Below are 17,613 nucleotides of genomic sequence, written 5' to 3' on the forward strand. Positions count from 1 at the left end.
GGTCACTCAGCACCGAGGAGAACTGGAAATGACTGACATCAGCCGCCAAGCCCTGTTCGGCAAGCTCAACCCGCTGGCCTACAAATCCATCGAAGGCGCTACCGTCTTCTGCAAGCTCAGGGGCAACCCTTATGTCGAGCTGGTGCACTGGATCACCCAGCTGCTGGAGAACAACGAGTCCGACGTGGCCGCCATCGTGCGCCACTACGGCCTGGATGCGGCCGCCCTCGCCCGCGACGTGACGACGAACCTGGACCGCCTGCCGCGCGGCTCGACGTCGATCAGCGACTTCTCCGAGCACATCACCCACGCCATCCAGCAGGGCTGGGTCTATGCCACGCTGATGTACGGCGAAGCGCAGGTGCGCTCCGGCCACCTGCTGCTGGCCATCCTCAGCACCCGCACCCTGCATGACGCCCTGATCGGCATCTCGCGCCAGTTCGAGAAGATCAAGGCCGACGACCTGGCCGACAAGCTGCAGAGCCTGATCGGCAAGACCGGCGAAGCGGGCCTCGGCGCCACCGACGGCAGCGCGCTGAGTGGCGGCCAGCCGGGCGAGGCCTCGGGCGCCATGGCGCCGGCCGCCATGGGCCGCCAGGAAGCGCTGAAGAAGTTCACCGTCGACCTGACCGAGAAGGCGCGCAAGGGCGAGATCGACCCGGTCACCGGCCGCGACGACGAGATCCGCCAGATCGTCGACATCCTGATGCGCCGCCGCCAGAACAACCCGCTGCTGACCGGCGAGGCCGGCGTCGGCAAGACGGCCGTGGTGGAAGGCTTCGCGCTGCGCCTGGCCCGTGGCGACGTGCCGCCGCCCATGCAGGGCGTGACCCTGCTGACGCTGGACATCGGCCTGCTGCAGGCCGGCGCCTCCATGAAGGGCGAGTTCGAGCAGCGCCTGCGCCAGGTCATCGACGAGGTGCAGCAAAGCCCCACGCCCATCATCCTGTTCATCGACGAGATCCACACCCTGGTGGGCGCCGGCGGCGCTGCCGGCACCGGCGACGCGGCCAATCTGCTCAAGCCGGCCCTGGCGCGCGGCAACCTGCGCACCGTGGGCGCCACGACCTGGGCCGAGTACAAGAAGTACATCGAGAAGGACCCGGCCCTGACCCGCCGCTTCCAGACCGTGCAGGTCGAGGAGCCCGACGAGAAGAAGGCCATCCTGATGCTGCGCGGCGTGGCCACGGTGCTGGAGAAGCACCACCAGATCCAGCTGCTGGACGAGGCCATCGAGGCGGCCGTCAAGCTGTCGCATCGCTACATCCCGGCCCGCCAGCTTCCCGACAAGGCTGTCAGCCTGCTGGACACCGCCTGCGCCCGCGTGGCCGTCAGCCAGCACGCCATGCCGGCCGAGGTCGAGGACTGCAAGCGCCGCATCGAGTCGCTGGAGATCGAGCAGGGCATCATTGCCCGCGAGGCCCAGGTCGGCGTGCACATCGGCGACCGCAGCACGCTGGTGGAAGAAAAGCTGGCCGCCGAGCGCACCCGTCTGGGCGAGCTGGAAGCCCGCTGGACGCAGGAAAAGGAAGTCGTCGCCAAGATCCTGGAGCTGCGCGCCAAGCTGCGCGGCGATGGCCAGCCGGTCGACGAAGCGGCTTCGGCCCAACCCGACCGCGATGCGCTGCTGGCAGAGATGCACGCCGCCCAGGCCAAGCTCAGCGAGCTGCAGGGCGACGCCCCGCTGATCCTGCCCTCGGTCGATGCGCAGGCCGTGGCCAGCGTCGTCGCCGACTGGACCGGCATCCCCGTGGGCCGCATGGTCAAGAACGAGCTGGAAGCCGTGCTGCGCCTGGGCGCCACGCTGGGCCAGCGCGTCATCGGCCAGCAGCATGGCCTGGACATGATCGCGCGCCGCATCCAGACCTCGCGCGCCAAGCTCGACAACCCCAACAAGCCCATCGGCGTCTTCATGCTGTGCGGCACCTCGGGTGTGGGCAAGACCGAGACGGCCCTGGCCCTGGCCGAGTCGCTCTACGGCGGCGAGCAGAACGTCATCACCATCAACATGAGCGAGTACCAGGAGTCGCACACCGTCTCCACGCTCAAGGGCGCGCCTCCGGGCTATGTGGGCTACGGCGAAGGCGGCGTGCTGACCGAGGCCGTGCGCCGCCGGCCCTACAGCGTCGTGCTGCTGGACGAGGTCGAAAAGGCCCACCCCGACGTGCACGAGCTGTTCTTCCAGGTCTTCGACAAGGGCTGGATGGAAGACGGCGAAGGCCGCCTCATCGACTTCAAGAACACCATCATCCTGCTGACGAGCAATGTGGGTTCCGAGCTCATCATGAACATGTGCCGCGACCCCGAGCTGCTGCCCGACCCCGAGTCGCTGGCCACGGCGTTGACCGAGCCGCTGCAGAAGGTGTTCCCGCCGGCGCTGCTGGGCCGCATCGTGACGATTCCCTACTACCCGCTCTCCGACGAGATGCTGGCCCGCATCGTGCGCCTGCAACTGGGCCGCATCGTCAAGCGCGTGGCCGAAAACCACCGCATCCCCTTCGAGTACAGCGACGCCGCAGTGGAGCTCATCGTCAAGCGCTGCAACAACGCCGAGTCGGGCGGCCGCATCATTGACGCCATCCTGACCAACACCGTGCTGCCCAAGGTGTCCATCGAATACCTGTCGCGCACGGCCTCGGGCCAGCCGCTGCAAAAGGTCAGCCTGGGCGTGGCGGACGGCGACTTCAGCTACGCGTTCGATTGAGGACGAGCAGATGGTGGCCGTAGTGACTTACCGGGCCGAGCGCTGGGCCGCTCCCGAGCCGGCCCGTCAGGCGATGTGCTTGCGGCTCGACGCCGCAAGCATCGCCGTCCCCACGGGGGACCGGCTGATGTACTCATCGGACGAGGGGTCAACAAATGTCTGATGTGATGTCCATCACCACCAAGCTCGGTGGTGACAAGCTGCTGGTGCTGCGCCTGGAGGGCAAGGAGCAGCTCGGCGCTTTGCCGGAGTGGCATGTCGACCTGGTCGGCAATGTCAGCCTGCTGGGCGTGCGCGAGTCCATCGACCTGCACGCCCTGCTGGGTTCGCGCGCCAACGTCACCATCGAGCATGGCGCCAAGCGCCATTTCAACGGCTTCATCACCGAGGCCCAGCGCGGCGAGCGCCGCGGCCGTTTCGATTCCTACCGCATCACCATGCGGCCCTGGACCTGGTTCGCGACCAAGTCGCGCAACTCCCAGGTGTTCCAGAACAAGAGCGTCAAGGACATCGTCACCGCCGTGCTGACGCCCTACAGCGCCGACTTCGCCTGGCGGCTGCAGGATCCCTCGGTCTACAAGCCGCTGGAGTACTGCGTGCAGTACGAGGAGTCCGACTTCGACTTCGTCAGCCGCCTGCTCGAAGAGGTCGGCATCTACTATTTCTTCGAGCACACCAGCACCACCCACACCCTGGTGCTGACCGACTCGATGGGCAAGCACAAGGCCAAGGATGGCGACAAGGTCGTCAAGTGGTCCAACAAGCTCGATGCCAAGACGCCCAGCATGGTGGAGTGGCATGTGGCCGAGGAGGTGCACTCGGTCAAGGCCGTCGTGCGCGACTTCGACTACCTCGCCACCGCCACCGCCATCGAGCAGACCCACAGCGCGCTGACGACGGCCGAGACCGCCAAGCTCGGCAAGGGCGAGGTCTATGAGTTCCCGGCCCGCGCCGTGCAGAACCAGGTCAAGGACGCGGCCCAGCCCGCCACGGCCGCCGCCACCCGCGTCGCCAAGATGCGGCTGGAGGAGCTGCAGTCGCTGCAGAAGGTCTATACCGGCACCACCAACTGCAACGACCTGGCGGTGGGCGCCACCTTCGACCTCGAAGACTCGCCCCATGCCGACGACGAGGACAGCTACCTCGTCGTCAGCATGAACTTCAGCGCCGAGTTCAACGACCACGAGGCCATCGAGGACCTCAAGCCGTCGGGCAGCCGCCGCGACGGCGTGCTGGCCAGCGTCATGTGCATCAGCACGAGCGGCAACCCCTTCCGGCCGCAGCGACGCACCGCCCGCCCCGTCATGTACGGGCCGCAGACGGCCCTCGTCGTCGGCGCCTCGGGCAACGAGGTCGAGACCGACAAGCATGGCCGCATCAAGGTGCAGTTCCACTGGGACCGCCTGGGCACCAAGAACGAGAACAGCTCCTGCTTCGTGCGCCTGTCCCAGCCCTGGGCCGGCAAGGGCATGGGCCTGTGGATGATCCCGCGCGTCGGGCACGAAGTCGTCGTCAGCTTCATCGGCGGCGACCCCGACCGGCCGCTGATCACGGGCTCGGTGCACAACGACGTCAACATCCCCAGCTACCCCCTGCCCGCCAATTCCGACATCAGCGGCTGGCGCACCCACTCGACCAAGGAGGGCGCCGCCGACGCCCGCCACGAGCTGCGCTTCGACGACAAGAAGGACAGCGAATACATCTGGCTGCAGTCGCAGAAGAACTTCCACCGCCATGTGAAGGAAGACGCCTTCGACTGGATCGAGAAGAACGAGACCAAGAAGGTCAAGCTCACGCGCAAGGAAGTGGTCGGCGAGAACTGGTACGTCAACGTCGGCAAGGACGTCATGCACGACCTCGGCAAGGACCTGCACACCAAGGTCGCCGGCGACATCTTCACGACCGGCGCGGCCACCTACCAGCTCAAGCTGGAGAAGGACTTCAACGCCAAGATCGGCGCCGACATGGGCTATGACGTCACCGGCAAGATGGCCATCAAGGCCGGCGGCGACATCAATCTGCAAAGCGGCGGCGCCGGCAATATCAAGACGACGGGCAACCTCGTCAGCGAGTCGGGCGCCAAGCTGTCGATGAAGGCCACGGCCGACCTGCTGATGCAGGCCGTCAACATCAAGGCCAAGGGCAGCGCCGAGATCGTGCTGGAGGCCACCGCCGGCATCAAGATCGTCTGCGGTGCCTCCGTCATCACGCTGAGCTCGACCGGCGTCACCATTGACGGCCCGATGGTCAAGGTCAACTGCGGCGGTGGCGGCGGTTCCGCCGGCGCCGCCGAGAGCGCGGCCGCGGCCGAGCCCAAGGCGCCCGAGGACGCCAAGAACCAGGAGATCCTGACCCCGGCCAAGGCCGAGGACTACGACAAGCTGTTTGCCGACCCGCTGGCCGACAACGCCGGCGCGGCGGGTGCCGGTGGAGCGGGTGCAGCCGGCGCTGGCGCGGCAGGTGCGAGGCCGCCGGCCGTGTCCTCGCTGCGCGCCGGTGCTCTCGGGTTGGGTGCCGCGGCCCTGGCAGCCGCCGGTGCCGCCGCCATGGCCGTGGCCGGCGGAGCCACGCTGAGCAGCAACAGCGACGAGCCCGAGGAGCCGGTCGATGACGGCAGCGCCGCCCGCGACCAGGCCCTGGCCGAGTCCGCTGCCAACGAGGATGCGGCACGCGACGCCGAGGCCAAGGCCGAAGCAGAGACACCGCGCAAGACAAAGGCCGAGGTCACGGCCGAAGCCGCAGCTGCCTACGAAGCCGCGAAGGCGGCCGAGGCCGCCGCCGAAAACGAGACCGAGCGCCAGACGGCCTCCGAAGCCGTGGCCGCCGCCGAGACAGCCTACGAAGCCGCCAAGCAGGCCGAAGCTGCGGCCGCGGCCGAGAACGCCGGCCCAAGTGCCGATGAAGCCCTGGCCGCCTCCGAAGCCGCCTATGCTGCCGCCAAGGAGGCCGAGGCCAAGGCTGCCGCCGAGGCAGCGGCCGCCGCGGATCCGCCGCCTCCGCCCGAAGCTTCCGAAGGCGGCGGAGGGTCGGTTTGAAAGCTGGCGCTCTGGCCACGGCCCAGATCCGATCAGCGCTATGGGACCGGACTGACGCACGCGTGCATGCTGTCGTCGACGGCGGCGTCATTCCCGGCCTGCCCGAAAGGCTGCAGGCCGCGCAGTCGGTCGGCTGGGACTGCCTGCAGCGCGGCGCACTGGCCCCCGAAGCTGCATCGCAAGCCGCCTATATCGTCGAGCTGCAACCCGAGGCCGAGTTCACGAGCTGGCTGTTCGGCGAGGCCTGCACCGCCTTCGAGGGTTGGGGCGTGCTGATGTCTTGCACGCGCCCGCTGCTGGCCATGCGCGAGCACAGCCGCGACCTCGCCGAGGTGCGCTGCCCCGACGGCCGCCGCCGCCCCTGGCGCTGGTGGGACCCGGAGCTGCTGGCCCTGCTGCTGCCGGGCCTGGCGCCCTCGCAGCTGGACGCCTTCTTCGCCGCCGGCCAGCAGCTCGTCAGCCCCGGCGCGCAGCGCTGGACCTGGTGGCAAAGGCTGGATGGCGTGCTCGACACCCAAGTGCGGGAACGGGTGGCCTGATGCTGCAGCTCAACCCCGAACAGCTCGAAAAGGTCGAGGCCCTGCAGCTCAAGCGCGACTCGCGCGAGCTGCTGCGGCTGCTGGGCAGCGCCTGGCCCGAAGTGGCCCAGCAGCTCCAGGCCCGCTGGCCGGCCTTTGTCGACGCGGCCCTGGAGCGCGCCCAGCAGATCGGCCTGCGCCATGTCGCCGAACTGGCCCGTTATGCCTCGCTGTGCTGCCTGTGGGGCGCCAACTTCGAAGCCAGGCCTCGCTTCGACTGGGCCGCGGCCATCGCCGCCGACCCGCAGCTCAGCCCGACGCTGAGGCTGCACCAGCTCACCCACCGCTCGCGCGAGGAGCTGGTGCGCCGCGCCGCCAAGGCCGCACCCAGCGGCGATGCGCTGACGCCGGCCGGCTTCGACAAGGCCCAGGCCGCCATCGAGGCCGGGCTGGCCCGCGCCGCCTGCGGCCGCGCCATCTTCCTGGACCAACCGCCGCCGCCCCGGCCCAAGGCCTGCGACCTGGCCGCCATCACCTTCGCCGTCACCGAGCCCAAGCCCCTGCAGGCCTACCAGGGCCAGGACGGTGCCTGGCGCCGCGTCGACCTCGTGCCCCGGGCGCCACAACCTGAAACCCTGTCCGCGCCTCTGGACGAACCGCGGGTGCTGCCGGTGCTGAGCCGCGCCGTCGGCGCCGGCGCCAGCGCGCGCCTGCAGCTCGCCGTGACGACCCAGGCCATCTGCGATGCCCACCACCCCGAGGTGCTGCACGTCAGCGGCAGCGGCCGCCTGGCCTGGCGCGGCGCCGACACGGCGCGGCTGAGCCTGACCCTGCACGCCCCGCCCAGCCCGCCGCCCGACCCCAAGCTGGGCCCGGCCGGCATCGCCCATGGCGAGCCGCCCGATATGCAGACCGTCAGCATCACGAGCTGCGGCATCCGCAATGCCGGCGCGACCCTGGGTCGCCTGGAACTCGGCCTGCAGGTGCATGCCGCGACGCAGCACCTCGTCGAGATCCGCCATGGCGCCCTGCCCGCCCAGGCCTGGCCGGTCGAAGGCGAGGCGCCGCCGCTGAACGCCGCGAGCACGGCCTGCCGCCTCGAAGCCGACGGCCATGCCGAACTGGCGCCTGCCTGGCTCAAGGCCTGGCAGGGCCTGCAGCCGACGGCCCGCACCGGCCTGGAGAAGCTCTTCATCGCCTGGTCGCGGCAGATGGCCGGCACCAGCGGCCGCATGGAAGCCGAGATGGCACCGCTGGTCGGCCAGGCCGACATCAGCTGGGGCTGGCAGCGTGCGGCCGACGGCAGCGTCGCGTTGCGCGTGCTGGGCGCCATCGACTTCGCGGCCCTGGTGCTAGACCTCAAGCTCAGCGGCGAGCTGGACTGGGCCGGCAGCCGCGCCCGCATCAGCCTGCGCGCCCAGGGCCGCAGCGAATGGCGGGCCACGTTGGCCGACGGCCAGGACCTGGAGCAGGTCAAGACGAGCTGGCGCCAACCCTTCATTCTCAGCGTCGAGGCCATCGCCAACGGCCAGCCGGCCCTGCTGTCGGCCGGCCCGCTGGCCGAGGGCCTGGGCGGCGCGGTCGTCGGCGAATGCGGCCTGCGCCCGCGCCCCGACGGTCGCGGCATGCAATGGTTCTATCGCCTGGCCATCGAGCCGGCCCACGTCCGCCTGCTGCGCCAGGACCCGCTCGGTGGCACGCAGCGCAAGCTGTGCGAGCTGCTTCCCGCACTCACCCTCGTCGACTGGAGCGCAGGCTGATGGACAGGCTGATGTGCCTGCACGTGCAGACCAGCGGCGAGCCCGTCGAGGTGCTGGTCAATGGCGTGCCCGTGCTCGCCCTGCCGGCCGGTGCGGGCAGCCAGTCGATCACGGTGCACGAATATCTGCAGAACGGCAGCAACCGCATCACGCTGGTCGTCGCACCGCCGCCCATCGCCCAGGCGGTGGCCGCACCGAACGCGCCGGCCCAGCCGCGCATGGCTTCCCGCGCCGCCCATGCGCGGGCCCGGCTGGTGCTGCTGCGCCAGGGCAAGAGCCTGGCCGACGAGGCCGTGCGCGTGCTGGCCGAGGTGGTCTGGGCTGTCGAGGAAGGCACCAGCTTCGAGGCGCCGACCGTCCAGCACCAGGACCTGGAGCTGCCCGTGGGCTTCCCGCGCTGGCGCTGGCTGGACGCCCCCGTCCTCAACCCCGGGCCCCAGGACCGCCAGCTCGTGCTGGCCGCGGCGCAGCGCATCGCCTTCGACCTTTCGCGCGGCAACCCCGACAGTCTGCTGGCGGCCTGCCGACTCAAGCTCGAGGAAGTCGACCAGGCCTACCAGCGCCCGGCCGGCCAGGGCGTGGCGGCCCTGCGCGAGCAGGTGCAGCAGCTCTGGCAGTCGGGGGTACTGGCGACACTGCAACCGCCCACGCCCGAGACCCTGCTGCTGCGCCTGGTGGCGGGCGGGCGCCTGCTGGAATGCCTGAACCCCCTGGGTACCCCCATACTGGGCAGCCAGAACGACGACGCGACCCTCGGCAATATCGCATGGCCCCTGCGCCTGACCCTGATCGAAGGCAAGGTCTATGTGCTTAGATGAGCCCCTTGACCAACACCCGTTTTGCAGGGGTCGTCGCCCGCTCGTGGCGCGCTGAGAATCACTGACCATGATCCGCCTCAACGTCACCACCTACAACGGCCTGCCCGTGAGCCAGCCGCTGTCCGCCCAGTTCGACGAACTCGGCGGCGACATCGGCCGCGCGGACACCAACCAGCTGGTGCTGCCCGACCCCGAACGCACCATCTCGCGCGTGCACGCCCGCGTGCTGTTCCGCGCTAGCAGCGGCTACGGCATCGTCGACCAGGGCAGCAATGCCATCAGCGTCAACGGCATCCAGCTCGGCAAGGGCCGCGAGGCCGCCATCAAGCCGGGCGACCAGATCCAGATCGGCGGCTATGTCCTCGTCGTCGAGGTCGGCAGCGCCGGCGGCGCCGCGGCCGATCCTTTTGCCGACTTCTTCGGCATGGCCCCGGCCACGGCCCTGACCCAACCCGGCATCCGCCGCGACCTGAAGGCCGCCGACCCGCTGGGCCTGTTCGGCGGCGCGAATCCGCCCGCGCCGCAGGCCGCACCACCGCTTGCCGCGCCGCCCCCGCCCGCGCAGGCCATGGGCGGCATCCCGGCCGACTGGGATCCCTTCGCCCCGGTGGCCGCGCCCAAGCAGGCCGCCGCCCCTCAGCAATCAGCCGGCGCACGCGCCCTGGGCCTGGACCTGGGCGCCGGGGCCCCCGCGCCGTTGATCCCCGACCTGCCCGGTTCAGCCCCTCGGGGAGGCGCGGCCGGCGATTCGCTTGACGCCCTCTTCGGCCTCGGCGCCCCCACGCCGGCCAGCAACAACCCGCTGGCCCAGTCCCTGCTCGGCGAGGCGGTGGCACAGCCCAACATGGCGGGCCACGCCGACCCCATGCAGGCCCTGGGCATGCTGCCTGCTGCGGCCGGCCAGGCCCTGCCGGACACGACCTCGGAGCTGAACCGGCCCTTCATTCCTCCGAACGCCCCCTCGTCCTCGACGACGGGCCAGCGCCCCCGCCCGCCCGCTGCCTCCATGGCGGCGCTGAATGCGCTGGATCCGTCCGGCACGCTGTCGGGCGCCGTCGTGTCCTGGAACGACAGCGCCGGCGAAGGCCGCACCATCATCCGTGCCGGCAAGAAGGCCGAGGCGCCTGCGCCGGTCACGATTGCGCCACCCATCGCGGCAGCGGCACCCTTGATGCCGCCGCCTCCGCCGCCCGCCATGGCCGCGCCGGTCGCCCAGGCCGCGCCTGCGGCCATGCCGGCCGACCAGGCCGCCCTGCTGGCGGCCTTCCGCGAAGGTCTGGGCATTCCCAATCTGCCGGCCGAGGGCCTGACGCCCGAGTTCATGCGCCTGCTCGGCCAGCTCATCCACGAGTCGGCCCGCGGCACGGTGGACCTGCTCGTCGCCCGCGCAGCCCTCAAGCGCGAGGTGCGCGCCGAGGCGACCATGATCGTCGCCAAGGAGAACAACCCGCTGAAGTTCTCGCCGACGGCCGAGGTGGCACTGGGCCATCTGCTGGGCCCGACGGTGCGCGGTTTCATCCCGCCGCAGCGCGCCATGCGCGATGCCTTCGACGACCTGCGCGCCCACCAGCTCGCCTTCCTGGCCGGCATGCGCGCCGCACTCGAAGGCCTGCTGCAGCGCTTCGACCCCGCCCAGCTGGAATCGCGGCTGACGCAGAAGTCGGTGCTTTCAAGCCTGCTGCCGGCGGCGCGCAAGGCCCAGCTGTGGTCGGTCTTCCAGCAGGAATACCAGCAGATCGCCGGCGAACTGGCGGATGATTTCCACCAGGTCTTCGGGCGCGAGTTCCTGCGTGCCTATGAAGCGCAGCTCGATGCGCTTCAACAAGAACAAGGATAAGGAGCCCTGTGCAAATTGAGCTCGCATTGATGTCGGAACAGGGCGGCCGCGACTACAACGAGGACGCCTGCGGCCACTGGCATTCCGAGCGCTATCTGTGCTGCGTGCTGGCCGACGGCGCCGGCGGCCATGGCGGCGGCGACATCGCGTCCAAGCTCGCCGTCAGCCATGTGCTGCAGGGCTATGCCAGCCTGCCGGCCCATCACCCGCAAGCCCTGGAAGCCCTGCTGGTGGACGCCAACCGCGAGCTGCTCGCCCAGCGCGACGCCAATCCGCAGCTGCGCAATATGCATTCGACCGTGGTGGTGCTGTCCATCGACCTGCAGGAGCGCACGGCGCTGTGGGGTCACTGCGGCGACTCGCGCTTCTACGCCTTCCGCGACGGCTTGCTGGCCCAGCGCACCCGTGACCACAGCCTGGTGCAGTCCCTCATCGACGGCGGCCTGCTCGACGAGGCCGGCGCCCGCGCCCACCCCAAGCGCAGCGAGCTCTATTCGGCCCTGGGCACCCAGGGCGAGGACCTGCACATCAGCGTGTCCGAACAGCCCTGGCCCCTGCTGGGCCGCGAGGCCCTGATGCTGTGCACCGACGGCCTGTGGGAATGGATGACCGACGAGGAGATCGCCGCCGCCCTGTCCTTCGCGCCGGATCCCCAGGCCTGGCTGAACGACCTCGGCCAGCGCGTTCGCCTGGCCGCTGCCGACAAGCCCAACCACGACAACTTCACCGCCTTGGCCCTCTGGCTCAGGCCCGATTGAAATGTGTGGGCCCCTCGTCCAGTCTTGCCCTGCTGAACGCAGGCAAGCCCAGCCGGTCCCCCGAGGGGACCGCGATGCTTGCGGCATCGAGCCGCAAGCACATCGCCAGACGGGCCGGCTAGGGAGCGGCCCGGCGCTCGGCCCGGAATCGCCAGGCTCCGCTACCTGAAGGAGAAGCACCATGCCTCAACATGTCTGCAAGGGTGCCCAGCTGGTCTGCACCTTCGGCTCCAAGCCCAGCGCGCTGGAAGTGCTGCCGCTGAACAAGATGAAGACCAGCAACCAGTTCGCGGCCAACATCATGGACAACAAGCCCATGGTGAACATCCAGCCCTTCGGCCCGTGCAAGAGCATGGCCAACCCGGCCGTCGCCTCCGCCACCGCCGCCGCCACGGCCGCGGCCCAGGGCGTGTTCACGCTGACGCCCATGCCCTGCGTGCCGGTCTTCCCGGCCCCCTGGGTGCCGGGCGCGCCGACGGTCATGCTGGCCAATATGCCGGTGCTGAACAACACCTCCAAGCTGATGTGCGCCTATGCCGGCGTCGTCAGCATCGTGTCGCCCGGCCAGGTCACGGAGATGGTGCCCTGAGCCGGCCGGTCAGCCGGCGGCGCTGCAGCAGCAGCCAGGCGGCCGGCACGACCAGCATGCTCAGCAGCGGCGCCGTCACCATGCCGCCGACCATGGGCGCGGCGATGCGTGTCATGACCTCCGAGCCCGTGCCATGCCCGAACAGGATGGGCAGCAGGCCCGCCATCACGACGGCCACCGTCATCGCCTTGGGCCGCACCCGCAGCACCGCGCCTTCACGCAGGGCGGCCAGCAAGGTCGCCTCGTTCTCGGGCTCACCAGCGGCCAGGCGCTGGGTCCACGCGTTCTGCAGATAGACCAGCATCACGACGCCGAACTCCGCGGCCACGCCGGCCAGGGCGATGAAGCCCACCGCGGTGGCCACCGAGATGGCGTGCCCCAGCATCCAGATCAGCCAGAACCCGCCCACCAGCGAGAAGGGCACCGCGGCCATGACCAGGGCCGCGTCCCCGGCCGAGCGGAACAGCAGATAGAGCAGCACGAAGATGATGGCCAGGGTGACGGGCACGACCAGCTTCAGCCTTTCGGTGGCGCGCTCCAGATACTCGAACTGGCCCGACCACGACACCGCGTAGCCGGCCGGCAGCACCACCTGCCGGCGAACGGCCTGCTGCATCTCGCGCACGACCGAGCGCAGGTCGCGACCGCGCACGTCCACATACACCCAGCCCGAGAGGCGCGCGTTCTCGCTGCGCACCATGGGCGGCCCGTCCGCGATGGCGATGCGGGCCACGTCCTGCAATAGCACGGTCGCACCCCTGTCGGTCAGGAAGGGCAGCTGACGCAGGCGCTGCAGCGAATCGCGCAGCTCGCGCGGGTAGCGCAGGTTGATGGGGAAACGTTCGCGGCCCTGGACGACCTCGCCGACGTTGTCGCCACCGATGGCGGTGGACACCACGGCCTGCACATCGGCCACCGACAGCCCGAAGCGCACCGCCGCGGCGCGGTCGACATCCACGTCGATATAGCGGCCGCCGGTCAGCCGCTCGGCCAGCGCCGAGGACACGCCGGGGACGCTCTTCACGGCCGACTCGATCTGCGCGGCGAGCCGGTCGATGGTGGTCAGGTCGGCCCCGGCCACCTTGATGCCCACCGGGCTCTTGATGCCGGTGGCCAGCATGTCGATGCGGTTGCGGATGGGCGGCACCCAGACGTTGGACAGGCCGGGCAGCTTGACGACGCGGTCCAGCTCCTCCACCAGCTTGTCCGGCGTCATGCCCGCCCGCCACTGCTCGCGGGGCTTGAAGCGGATGGTGGTCTCGAACATCTCCAGGGGCGCCGGGTCGGTGGCGGTGTCGGCACGCCCCGCCTTGCCGAACATGCGTTCGACCTCGGGCACGGTCTTGATGAGGCGGTCGGTCTGCTGCAGCAGTTCGGACGCCTTGGACACCGAGATGCCTGGCAGGGCCGACGGCATATAGAGCAGGTCGCCCTCATCCAGCGGCGGCATGAATTCGCCACCCAGGCGCGAGACCGGAACCGCGGTCACGGCGAGTACCAACGCCGCGATGGCCAGCGTGGCCTTGGGATGGCGCAACACGGCCTCCAGCGCCGGCCGGTAGCTGGCGATGAGCAAGCGGTTCAGCGGGTTGGCCGTCTCCCTGGGAATGCGACCACGGATGAGATAGCCCATCAGCACCGGCACCAGCGTCACCGACAGCCCGGCCGCCGCCGCCATCGCATAGGTCTTGGTGAAGGCCAGCGGCGAGAACAGCCGGCCTTCCTGGGCTTCGAGGGTGAAGACGGGCAGGAAGGACAGGGTGATGACCAGCAGCGAGAAGAACAGCGCCGGCCCCACCTCCATCGACGCCTGCGCAACCAGCTCCCAGCGTTCGGCCAAGATCGGCGCCCGGCCGTGCCGCTCTTCGAAATGCTCGAGATGCTTGTGCACGGCCTCGACCAGCACGACCGAGGCATCGACCATGGCGCCCAAGGCAATGGCCACCCCGCCCAGCGACAGGATGTTGGCGCTGACGCCCTGCCAGTGCATGACGATGAAGGCTGTGAGCACACCGACCGGCAAGGTCACCACGGCCACCAAGGCTGAGCGCAGATGGAACAGGAACAGCGCGCAGACGACGCCGACGACGACGAACTCCTCGATGAGCTTGACGCGCAGGTTGTCGATGGCGCGGTCGATGAGCTGGGAGCGGTCATAGGTCTCGACGACCTCGACGCCCCGGGGCAGGCTGGGTTTGAGGGCCTCCAGCCTGGCCTTGACGGCCGCGATGGTGGTGCGGGCGTTCTTGCCCGAGCGCATCACGACCACGCCGCCCGTGACCTCGCCTTCGCCGTCCAGTTCGGCAACGCCGCGGCGCATCTCGGGGCCGATCTGGACCGTCGCCACATCACGCAGCAGCACCGGTGTCGTGCCCGCCACGCTGAGCGGGATGGTCCGGAAGTCGTCCAGCGACTGCAGGAAGCCGCGCGAACGCACCATGTACTCGGTCTCGGCCATCTCCACGACCGAGCCGCCCGAGGACTGGTTGGCCTTCTGCAGCGCCTGGGCGACCACGGCCTGCGTGACGCTGAGGGCGCGCATCCGATCCGGATCCAGCACCACCTGGTACTGGCGCACCATGCCGCCGATGCTGGCCACCTCGGCCACGTCGGGCACGGTCTTCAGCTCGAACTTCAGGAACCAGTCGTTGAGGGCGCGCAGCTGGCCGATGTCGGTGTGGCCGCTGCGATCGATGAGGGCGTATTCATAGACCCAGCCCACGCCGGTCGCGTCCGGCCCCAGCGCCGCCGTCGCCCCCGCGGGCAGGCGGCCCTGCACCTGGTTCAGCGACTCGACGACGCGCGACCGCGCCCAGTAAGGGTCGGTCTTGTCGTCGAAGAGGACGTAGACGAAGGAGTCGCCGAAGAAGCTGTAGCCGCGCACGGTCTTGGCGCCCGGCACGCTGAGCAGGGTGGTGGTCAGCGGGTAGGTCACCAGATCCTCGACCACCTGGGGCGGCTTGCCCGGGTAGGTGGTGCGCACGATGACTTGCGTGTCCGAGAGATCCGGCAGGGCATCCACCGGCGTTCGAGACAGGGACCACACGCCCGCCGCGACGAGGAAGGCCGTGGCGATGAGGACGAGGAAACGGTTGGCGACCGACCAGCGGATGAGGGCGGCAATCATTGGGCGCCTCCGGACGCGGCTGGCGCGGCCTGCATGGCGCCGAGCACGGACTTCAGCCGCGCCTCGGAGTCGATGAGGAACTGGCCGCTGGCGACGACCTCATCGCCTTCGCTCAGCCCTTCGAGCACTTCGACCTGTTCGCCCAGCTCGGCGCCCAGCTTGAGCTCGCGCGGCTCGAAGGCGCCGCCCTGCTTGCGCACGATGGCCACGGCCCGCGTGCCCGTGCGTATGACGGCTTCGGCGGGCACGACCAGACGTGAGGTCGTTGCGCCTGCGATCTGCAGGCGCAGCAGCATCCCCGGCATCAGCCGGCCGGACCGGTTGTCGACCTCGAAGCGAGCCTGCAGCGTGCGCGTGCTGGCGCTGACCTGGGGCAGGATTTCCTTGAGCTCGCCGCTGAAGGCCTGCGAGGCGTCGGCCTGCAGCACGGCCCTGACCTTCTGGCCGCGCACGAGTCGGATCGCCTGGGCTTCCGGGACTTCAGCAACGGCCCAGACCTTCTCCAGGCCGGCAATGCGGAAGAGAGTCATGCCGGGCGAAACGGCAACGCCCTCGCGCACGCCCAGCTCCGCCACCACGCCGCCGGAGGGCGCGCTCAGCGTGAACCGGGCCTGGGCCGTCCCGGCCTCCTCGCTCTGGCGGATCAGGCTCTCCGGAATCGACATGGCGCGCAGGCGCTCGCGCGTCGCCGCGATCAGGTCCGGTGCGACGCCGGCCCGCTGGAGCGCCAGCAGTTCGTTCTGCGGCCCCAGCCATTCGGGCGCGAAGACGGTGGCCAGGGCCTGGCCCTTGCGCACCTGCTCCATGGGCGCGCGAACCGCCAGGCGCTCGACGTAACCGGCCACGCGGCTCTGCACGGCGACGCTCAAGCGCTCGTCGAACTGCACCGTGCCCACGGCGTCGAAGGAAGCCGAGACCTCGGCCTTCTTGACGACGGCGGTGCGCACCCCGAGGTTTTGTTGAATGGTCGGGCTGACCTTGACGCCGCCCTCGCCCGCCGCGTCGGCATAGACGGGCACGAGCTGCATGTCCATGAAGGGCGACTTGCCCGGTTTGTCAAAGCGCGGCCCCGGCACCATGGGGTCGTGCCAGTACAGCGGCTTGCGCTCGGCGGCCTGCGGTATTGCGGCCGCGGGTGGGGTCGATCGGCCGGCGTAGAAGCCGCCAACGGCCAGCACTGCGCCGGCGGCGATCAGCGCGGCAGCGAGAGTTGCGCGCTTCATCGTGCACCTCCTTCGAGAATGGGCTTGAGGGCCAGCTGGACCTGGGCCCGGGCCAGCTCGCGCTGCAGGGCGAGCAGCCTGCGCTGCGCCTGGACCTCGGCGTGGCGCGCCTCGAACAGCGTCATGAGGGGGGCCTGGTTGGAGCGGTAGGCCGCCTGGGCGGCGCTCGTGCGCTGTCGAGCCGCAACGGCCACGGTCGCGCGGTAGCGCTCGATGCGCTCGGCAAGACGGCCGGCATCGCCGGCCAGCGCGCGGTACTCGCCAGTGGCCATGCGTGTGGCCTCGGCCAGCGCAGCCTCGGCCTTTTCGATCAGGGCCAGCCGGGAGGCGATGTCGCGGTCCTGGCGGCGCGCCGGCGCGACGACCAAGGGGATGCTGACGCCGACAGAGACCATGTCGGGATAGCCGGCGCGCTGGCCGTAGCTGAGCTCCCAGGACCAGTTCGGATTGCGGCTGGCCCGCGCCAGTTCAGCCTCCTTGCGGGCCAGCTCGGCGTCCAGTTGGGCGGCGAGGACGGCGGGATGGCTGGCCACATAGGCCTGCTCTTGCGGTGGCGGCAGGCCCGCGGGCTCTGCCAGCTCCTCGGCCGGCGCGCCCATCCAGCGCTCCAACGCCGCCCGTGCAGCGGCCTGCTGCTGCCTCACCTCGGCCGCCTCGTCCTCGGCGACGCCCTGGGCGGCCGCCAGCGCCAGGACTTCCTGGCCGTTGCCGGTCGCGGAAGCCAGCCGGGCGCGGGCGGCCTCGAGTTCTTCGCGGGCGTGGTGTTCCGTCAGCGCCGTCAGCTTGAGCGTCTCGCCAGCGAACCAGGCATCGAGATAGGCCAGGCCGGCCTGCAGGCGGACCTCGGCCGTCGTGGCCTGCACGGCGACCGCTTCCCTTCCAGCCATCGCGTCGGCGGCGGCTTGGCGCGCGGCACGCTTCTCGGCCGACAGCCATTCCTGGCTGATGCCGACGCGCTTCATCGTCATGGAGTCGCGGGAGCTGAGCCGGTCGGTGCCGGAGATGGGCAAGTTGTCGACACCGGCGCGCAGTACGGGGTCGGGCAGCTGGCCGGCGGCACGTGCGGCCTCGGTGGCGCTGGTGGCACCCGCGCGGGCGGCGCGGGCGGATTCGGAACGCTGGACGGCCCGTTCGAGGGCTTGGTCGAGCGTCAGGGGAGCCGCCCGGCTCAGGCCGGGAAGCAATGCAGCAGCCAGGGCGACTGACCGCAGGAAAAAACTGGGGGATGGCATGAAAACTCCGTG

11 protein-coding genes are annotated in these 17,613 nt (G+C 70.2%); 8 read left to right on the forward strand and 3 right to left on the reverse strand.

Annotated features, from left to right (window positions below):
* The first annotated feature begins 28 nt into the window (after window positions 1–28).
* The 8 genes from tssH (at window position 29) to J2X20_RS28375 (ending at window position 12,019) form a co-directional block, all read left to right on the forward strand.
* Window positions 29–2,704 carry a type VI secretion system ATPase TssH gene (gene tssH, locus J2X20_RS28340; RefSeq protein ID WP_310272922.1) on the forward strand — a complete coding sequence of 892 codons (2,676 nt, stop codon included), beginning with the start codon at window positions 29–31 and terminating at the stop codon, window positions 2,702–2,704.
* Between the two features lie 167 nt (window positions 2,705–2,871).
* Window positions 2,872–5,739 carry a type VI secretion system Vgr family protein gene (locus J2X20_RS28345; RefSeq protein ID WP_310272925.1) on the forward strand — a complete coding sequence of 956 codons (2,868 nt, stop codon included), beginning with the start codon at window positions 2,872–2,874 and terminating at the stop codon, window positions 5,737–5,739.
* A gap of 62 nt (window positions 5,740–5,801) precedes the next feature.
* A complete protein-coding gene (locus J2X20_RS28350) occupies window positions 5,802–6,278 on the forward strand; it encodes a DUF4123 domain-containing protein (protein WP_310272927.1) in 477 nt (158 codons plus the stop codon).
* Window positions 6,278–8,017 carry a hypothetical protein gene (locus J2X20_RS28355; RefSeq protein WP_310272929.1) on the forward strand — a complete coding sequence of 580 codons (1,740 nt, stop codon included), beginning with the start codon at window positions 6,278–6,280 and terminating at the stop codon, window positions 8,015–8,017. The genes J2X20_RS28350 and J2X20_RS28355 overlap by 1 nt, the downstream gene beginning before the upstream one ends.
* Complete coding sequence (locus J2X20_RS28360) at window positions 8,017–8,835, forward strand: hypothetical protein (RefSeq protein WP_310272931.1); 819 nt, start codon at window positions 8,017–8,019, stop codon at window positions 8,833–8,835. Before J2X20_RS28355 ends, J2X20_RS28360 begins: the two co-directional genes overlap by 1 nt.
* A 67-nt stretch (window positions 8,836–8,902) precedes the next feature.
* The gene (gene tagH / locus J2X20_RS28365) at window positions 8,903–10,672 is read left to right on the forward strand and encodes a type VI secretion system-associated FHA domain protein TagH (RefSeq protein ID WP_310272933.1); all 1,770 of its coding nucleotides are present in this window, start codon (window positions 8,903–8,905) and stop codon (window positions 10,670–10,672) included.
* An 8-nt stretch (window positions 10,673–10,680) separates the two neighbouring features.
* Entirely contained in the window at window positions 10,681–11,430 is a 750-nt protein-coding gene (locus tag J2X20_RS28370; RefSeq protein WP_310272935.1) for a PP2C family protein-serine/threonine phosphatase, read from the forward strand.
* Between the two features lie 181 nt (window positions 11,431–11,611).
* Entirely contained in the window at window positions 11,612–12,019 is a 408-nt protein-coding gene (locus J2X20_RS28375) for a DUF4280 domain-containing protein (RefSeq protein ID WP_310272937.1), read from the forward strand.
* On the opposite strand, the gene J2X20_RS28380 is transcribed toward J2X20_RS28375, so the two are convergent.
* Genes J2X20_RS28380 through J2X20_RS28390 form a run of 3 tightly spaced genes read right to left on the reverse strand, consistent with a single transcriptional unit; the run spans window position 12,000 to window position 17,601 of the window.
* Complete coding sequence (locus J2X20_RS28380) at window positions 12,000–15,146, reverse strand: efflux RND transporter permease subunit (RefSeq protein WP_310272939.1); 3,147 nt, start codon at window positions 15,144–15,146, stop codon at window positions 12,000–12,002. The two genes, J2X20_RS28375 and J2X20_RS28380, sit on opposite strands and share 20 nt — an antisense overlap.
* Window positions 15,143–16,369, reverse strand: a complete 1,227-nt coding sequence (locus J2X20_RS28385) for an efflux RND transporter periplasmic adaptor subunit (RefSeq protein ID WP_310272940.1) — start codon at window positions 16,367–16,369, stop codon at window positions 15,143–15,145. The genes J2X20_RS28380 and J2X20_RS28385 overlap by 4 nt, the downstream gene beginning before the upstream one ends.
* Window positions 16,366–17,601, reverse strand: coding sequence for a TolC family protein (locus J2X20_RS28390; protein ID WP_310272942.1), 1,236 nt, complete (start codon window positions 17,599–17,601; stop codon window positions 16,366–16,368). Before J2X20_RS28390 ends, J2X20_RS28385 begins: the two co-directional genes overlap by 4 nt.
* Window positions 17,602–17,613: the final 12 nt, after the last annotated feature.

The sequence above is a fragment of the Roseateles saccharophilus genome, assembly GCF_031458095.1.
Lineage (GTDB): Bacteria > Pseudomonadota > Gammaproteobacteria > Burkholderiales > Burkholderiaceae_C > Pelomonas > Pelomonas saccharophila_A.